Source organism: Halomonas sp. BC04 (genome assembly GCF_000568385.1).
Genome location: NZ_AZQX01000414.1, coordinates 1 through 6,220, shown reverse-complemented (window position 1 = coordinate 6,220; position 6,220 = coordinate 1). Strand labels below are relative to the sequence as shown.

General features: G+C 63.8%; 4 protein-coding genes and 1 pseudogene. 2 read left to right on the top strand and 3 right to left on the bottom strand.

The annotated features are described in order from the left end of the window. Positions 1-1,089, top strand: a pseudogene (gene lnt, locus Q427_RS27485) (apolipoprotein N-acyltransferase); the annotation flags it as partial. A 394-nt stretch (positions 1,090-1,483) separates the two neighbouring features. Here the strand turns inward: lnt and Q427_RS32880 are convergent. Together Q427_RS32880 and Q427_RS27480 are read right to left on the bottom strand one after the other, a co-directional pair. Beyond that, entirely contained in the window at positions 1,484-1,975 is a 492-nt protein-coding gene (locus Q427_RS32880; protein ID WP_231613962.1) for a BBE domain-containing protein, read from the bottom strand. Beyond that, positions 1,975-2,901 (bottom strand): FAD-binding oxidoreductase, encoded by a 927-nt coding sequence (locus Q427_RS27480; protein ID WP_197030850.1) that lies wholly within the window; start codon positions 2,899-2,901, stop codon positions 1,975-1,977. The genes Q427_RS32880 and Q427_RS27480 overlap by 1 nt, the downstream gene beginning before the upstream one ends. Positions 2,902-3,144: 243 nt before the next feature. On the opposite strand from Q427_RS27480, the gene Q427_RS27475 reads away from it, so the two are divergent. Then, the gene (locus Q427_RS27475) at positions 3,145-3,852 is read left to right on the top strand and encodes a winged helix-turn-helix transcriptional regulator (RefSeq protein WP_043518755.1); all 708 of its coding nucleotides are present in this window, start codon (positions 3,145-3,147) and stop codon (positions 3,850-3,852) included. A gap of 598 nt (positions 3,853-4,450) precedes the next feature. Here Q427_RS27475 and phaC read toward each other — a convergent pair. Next, positions 4,451-6,220 (bottom strand): class I poly(R)-hydroxyalkanoic acid synthase (gene phaC, locus Q427_RS27470; RefSeq protein ID WP_043518753.1); only part of this gene is annotated, 1,770 nt, incomplete at its 5' end.

The window sequence follows — 6,220 nt, the reverse complement described above, 5'->3', positions numbered from 1 at the left end:
GTGGCTGCGCACCTGGCTGTTCACCGGCTTCCCTGGCTGCTGCTCGGCAGCGCCCATGTGGACTCCCCCCTGGCTCCCTGGGCACCGATCGGCGGCGTCTACCTGCTCTCTTTGCTGACCGTGCTCACCGGCACCCTCGGGGTCGAATTCCTGCGTCGCCGCTGGTGGGCCGCCGCCCCTGTGGCCGCTATCTGGCTGGCGCCGCTGCTCCTGCCGACCCAGTGGACCGAACCCGCCGGCGATCCCCTGCGCGTCGCCCTGCTGCAAGGCAATCTGCCACAGCTGATCAAGTGGACCCCGGAAGGCCGAAGAATGGCGGCCAATACCTATCTGGAAATGACACGGGAACAGGCCGACGATATCGACTTGATCATCTGGCCCGAAGCGGCGCTGCCGATGTTCGAGGATGAAGCGACGGCGATTCTCGAGCGCGCCCAGTCCACCATGCCGCCAGGCAGCGCCCTGCTCACCGGGATACTGCAACGCGAAGGCCGCGGGCTCTACTACAACAGCGTGATCGGCGTCGGCAACACGCAAGGCGAGTACCGCAAGGCGCACCTGGTACCCTTCGGCGAGTATCTTCCGCTGGAACGCTGGCTACGCGGGACCATCGCCTTCTTCGACCTGCCGATGCCGGCCATGACCCCGGGCCCCGGTGGCCAGCCGCCAATTCAGGCCGTAGGCACCGTCATCGGCAACGCCATCTGCTACGAGATCATCTACGCCGACCTGGTTGCCGACCGCGCACGCGATTCCGAGATGCTGCTGACGGTCTCCAATGACACCTGGTTCGGCGAGTCGATCGGCCCGCTGCAGCACCTGCAGATGGCCCGCCTGCGCGCCCTCGAGAACGGCCGCTATGTAATCCGCGCCACCAGCAATGGCGTCACCGCGATCATCGACCCCCAAGGCCGCATCACCGCCCGCGCCCCGCAGTTCGAGACCACCTATATCACCGGGGAAGCCACGCCGATGCAGGGCCTCACGCCGTTTACCCGTACCGGCAGCTGGCCTGTGTGGCTCCTCGCCGCACTGCTGGTGGCGCCGGGCCTGAGGTTTCGGCGAGAGTCGCATCATATACATAAGTAAAAACAGATGTAGGAGTCGCTTCAGCTCGCGACTGGAGGCCGAAGACCTCCCGGCGGGGTTGCCCTGCCGTGGCAATAACCCCGACCTCGGCAGCCTCCGCCAAGGCGCCTGACGGCGCCAGTCGCGATGCGGACTCGGAGCGCCTCACCGAGCGCTCCGACAGCGTTTTTTCCTGCCACGGCAGGCTTTTACATCCTTGTAGGAGTAGCTTCAGCTCACGACTGGAGGCTGAAGGACTCCCGGCGGGGTTGCCCGCGCTTGCAATAACCACTGACCTCGACAGCCTCCGCCAAGGCGCCTGCGGCGCCAGTCGCGATGGGAACTCGGAGCGCCGAACCGAGCGCTCCTACAGCTGCTTTTTCCTGTCATGCCAGATAATGGCCACCCACCTGGCTCAGCCCGGCGCAATGTTGCGATTGACGCGAAAGCGATTATCCGGATCCCAGCGGCGCTTGATTTTCGCGAGCCGCCCGAGGGCCGGGCCGAGGGCTGCGGCGATGCGCTCCGGGCCTTCGTCCTCGGTCAGGAAGTTGATGTAGGTGCCGCCGGTGGAGAAGGCCTTCAGGTCGTCCCAGGCCTCGCGTGCCCAGGCGATGTTCACCGCGTCGTCCTCCGGCTTCTCCCAGGCGCCGCCTGCGTTGAAGACGTAGCGTGCATCGCGGTTGCCCACGGCCGAGTGATCATCATCGTGCGCATTCAGAGCCCCGCCCAGTTGGAACAGGATCACTGCCGAGTGCGGCGAGCGGATACGTTCGGCATGTGCCATGACCTTATCGCAAAGCGCGGGCTCAATGCCCGGCAGGTACTCGCTCTTCCAGTAATAGCGCCGCCCCTTGGGCTGGGTCGCATCCAGCAGCTTCTGCATCTGCGCATAGGGCCGTCGCATCAGCACGTCGCCGATGGGCTGGCCAAAAGCCTTGATCGGCGCGACCGCCGCCTCGCCCGCTTCCGGATCGCCGCTATGACAGGCGAGTAGTGCCACAATCGGCTCGCCATGGTATCCCTCCGGCAACCAGGCGCCGGCGGCGCCGGACGCAGCAAGGCGACCAGGGTCAGCTCGGGCGGTGCCTGCTCAGCCAGACTGCGATAGAGCTCGAGAACCGCCGGGGCCTCGCTGGCGGGCCAGGCCACCACGCCCCCCACCACCTCCGGGCCGACGGGGTAAAGCCGGTAGTCGAAACCGGTCACCACACCAAAGTTACCACCGCCACCCCGCAGGCCCCAGAACAAATCAGCGTTCTCGTCGGCAGTGGCGTGCACCAGCTCACCGTCGGGAGTTACCACCTCCATGCCGAGGACATTGTCGGAGGTATAGCCCCAGCGCCGGCTCAGGTAGCCGAAGCCGCCCCCCAGGGTGAGCCCGGCGATGCCGGTGGTCGAGATAAACCCGAGGACGGTGGCCAGGCCATGCACCTGAGTCTCGCGATCCACGTCACCGAGCACACATCCCGCCTGGGCATGGGCCACCCGGCGATCACGGTCGACCCAGACCCCACGCATCAGCGAGAGGTCGAGCATCAGTGCGCCGTCGGCCACTGCCAGACCTGCGATATTGTGCCCGCCTCCCTTGATGCAGAGCAGCAGGTCGTGCTCACGGGCAAAGCGTACGCTCGCCATCACGTCGGCGACTCCCAGGCAACGCACCACCATGGCCGGCCGGCGGTCGATCATGGCGTTCCACAGGCGGCGCGAAGCCTCGTAGTCCGGATCGTCCGGCGTCAACAGCGGCCCTTGGAGTTGCATCTTCAACCCGGAAAGCAGGTCCGGCGTCAAATCGAGCTCGCCGCCATCCAATGTTTTCGCTTTCATCATCAGGCCTCCTATTTACCGTCCGCTTCGGGGTATACGCCACTGCCGGTCCGCATACCTATCGCGAGGACTGCCGGTGGAGTTCGGCGAGCCCGCTATCGCTCTGCACCTTGGCCCGCGGCGCATGAACATGCACGTAACGCTAAACTTAGTAGAAGTGCCGGCGGATCGGGAATTCACGATCTGTACCGCATCTGGCCGACAGATGGCGTCCGGGACGTCCGCTAACACGAGGAGGGCCCTCCAATGAAGAGCTGGGGATACAAGCAGTTCTGCCCCGTGGCCATGGCCTCGGAAGTGCTGGGAACCCGCTGGACCAATCTGGTCGTCCGTGAGCTCCTGTGCGGCAGTCACCGCTTCAATGATCTACGCCGTGGGCTGCCCCATATCTCGCCGGCCCTGCTGTCGAAGCGGCTTCGCGAGCTGGAAGAACTCGGCGTAGTGAGCCGTGAGCGCGATCCCGAGACCGGCAACCCGCTTTATTTTCTGACCGAGGCTGGCGAGGAACTACGCCCGGTGATCATGGCGATGGGTTCCTGGGGGCAGCGTTGGCTGGAAGGGCAACTTTCGATGAAGAACCTCGACCCTTCCCTGTTGATGTGGGACATGCGCCGCAACCTCAACCCTGACCCTCTCCCATCCCAGCGGATCACGATTCAAATTCTGTACCACGATGTGGCATCCAGCCAGGCAAAATGGTGGTTGATCATCGATAAGGCCAGTGAGGATGGCGTTGTTGACCTCTGCAAGCGGGATCCCGGCCACGATGTCGACCTCTACGTAGTAAGCGACCTGCGCACCATGACTGCCATCTGGATGGGCCTGATGACAGTAGCGGAGGCCCTCACCAGGAGCAAGCTGCAGCTGACCGGGGCAAACCAGCTGCAAGCCAGCATGCAGAACTGGCTGGGACTGAGCGTCTTCGCTGGCGAGGACAGACGGGGCACCTCCTGAGTCGACGTTTCGAGACTACCGCCTTGGCGGCGACGGCTGCTGGCCGCCCTGCTGGTGGTGCCGGGCCTGTGGCTGCCTCCTTGTAGGAGTCGCTTCAGCTCACGACTGGAGGCCGAAGGACTCCCGGCGGGGTTGCCTGCGCGGGCGATACCCACTGCCTCGGCAGCCTCCGCCAAGGCGCCTGACGGCGCCAGTCGCGATGGAAACTCGGAGCGCCGAACCGAGCGCTCCAACAGCTGTTTTTTCCTGCCACGGCAGGCCTTTACATCCTTGTAGGAGTAGCTTCAGCTCACGACTGGAGGCCGAAGGACTCCCGGCGGGGTTGCCCTGCGCTTGCGATAATCACTGACCTCAGCAGCGCCTGCTGGCGCCAGTCGCGATGCGGACTCGGAGCGCCGAACCGAGCGCTCCAACAGCTGTTTTTTCCTGCCACGGCAGGCCTTTACATCCTTGTAGGAGTAGCTTCAGCTCACGACTGGAGGCTGAAAGCCTCCCGGCGGTGTTGTCGGCGCTGGCGATAACCGGATCACGGAACAAAATAAAGCGGGGCCCGCTCCAGGCGGGCCCCGCTGCTTCCCTTTCGTTGATGCCTGTCCGTTTACGACTTCGGCGGCACTTCTCCCAGCACCTCGGGAATGGTGGTACGAACGTAACGACCTGGCGCTTCCTCGAGCAGTGGCAATTCGCCCTCGCCCGGCTGGCGCGCCGGCACCATCTTCTTCGGGTCGGCGTAGCCACCCTCGGTCATCCACTGCTGCCAGTGTGGCCACCAGGAACCTTCCTGGGCCTCGGCGCCGGCAAGCCACTCTTCATGGCTATCGGGCAGCTCGCTGTTGGTCCAGTAGCCGTACTTGTTCTTGTGGGGCGGGTTTACGATGCCAGCAATATGGCCGGAGCCACCCAGTACGAACGTCGTCGGCCCCTTGGGCAACAGGGCACCGTAGTAGGTGCTGTTCCACTTGGCGATATGGTCGTCCCGGGTCGAGATGAAATAGCTCGGGGTGGAAATCTTGCGCAGGTCGATCTTGACCCCGTCCAGCTCGATACCGCCGGGCTGCACAAGGCGGTTTTCCAGGTACATGGTGCGAAGATACCAGCCGTGCGTGGCCGCCGGCAGGTTGGTGCCGTCGGTATTCCAGTAGAGCAGGTCGAACGGCGCCGGGTTCTCGCCCTTCAGATAATTGCTGATATAGAACGACCAGAAGAGATCGTTCTCGCGCAGCAGATTGAAGGTGTAAGCCATGGACCGACCGTCGAGATAGCCATCCTTCTCGAGTCGGGCCTCGATACCGGCCAGGATCGGCTCACTGAGGAGTACACCGATCTCGCCTGGGTCACGAAAATCCTGCAGTGTCGCCATGTAGGTCACGGACTTGACCTTGCGACCTCGGCGGGTACTGGTGAGATAGGCCACCGTCGATGCCGCCAGCGTGCCACCGACACAGTAGCTGAGCAGATTGACCGATTTTTCGCCACAGGCCTGCTCGATGGCTTCCATGGCGGCGATCGGCCCCATCTGCATGTAATCGGCCCAGGTCAGGTCCCGTTGCTCGGGCCCCGGGTTGCGCCAGGAGATCAGGAACACGGTGTGGCCCTGATCCACCAGCCACTTGACCATGGAGTTGTCCTGGCGCAGGTCGAGAATATAATACTTGTTGATCCAGGGCGGCACGACCAGCAGCGGCGTCTTGAAGACCGTCTCGGTGGTGGGCGTGTACTGGATCAGTTGAATCAGCTCGTTCTCGTAAACCACATGACCCGGTGTCACGGCGATGTTCTCGCCCACCTCGAAGGCGCTGCGATCGGTCATGCTCACATTCAGCCCATCGGCGGAATTGGCCAGGTCCTCGCGCAGCCGGGTCAGGCCATCCACCAGGTTCTGACCGCGGGTCTCCATGGTACGCCGCATCACTTCGGGGTTGGTGGAGATGAAATTGGTCGGCGCCATCGCATTGACCAACTGACGGGCATAGAAAGACAGATTGCGCTTCTGCTGCTCCGGGAGTCCCTCCAGGCGCTCGATCAGCTCCTCGACCATGCGCGAGAACAGCAGGTACTGCTGCAGGATCGCCTGGTAGAAAGGATCGTTGCTCCACGCCTCGTCGTTGAAGCGTCGATCACCCCGCGGGGGTGTCATCAAGGGCTCGACCGGCTCACCGTTGACGGAGCGCAGGGTGTTCAGCCACAGCTGCCATTGATCCTGGACCAGTCGCGCCTGTGTCTCCCACAGCAGCTGCGGGTCACGCATCAAGGACTCGGCGCCGGCCTTGAAGGCTTCCCGCATGTCGTCATGGATGGTGTCGGCAGCCGCATCGGGCGCCATTCGTGCAAGCAGGTCCTGCATCAACGCTTGGTACTGCTGCCCCAT

Coding starts and splice junctions, on each gene's coding strand:
- Q427_RS32880 (WP_231613962.1), bottom strand. CDS start 1,975: ATGCGACGGCCCTATGCGCAGATGCAGAAGCTGCTGGATGCGACCCAG.
- Q427_RS27480 (WP_197030850.1), bottom strand. CDS start 2,901: ATGATGAAAGCGAAAACATTGGATGGCGGCGAGCTCGATTTGACGCCG.
- Q427_RS27475 (WP_043518755.1), top strand. CDS start 3,145: ATGAAGAGCTGGGGATACAAGCAGTTCTGCCCCGTGGCCATGGCCTCG.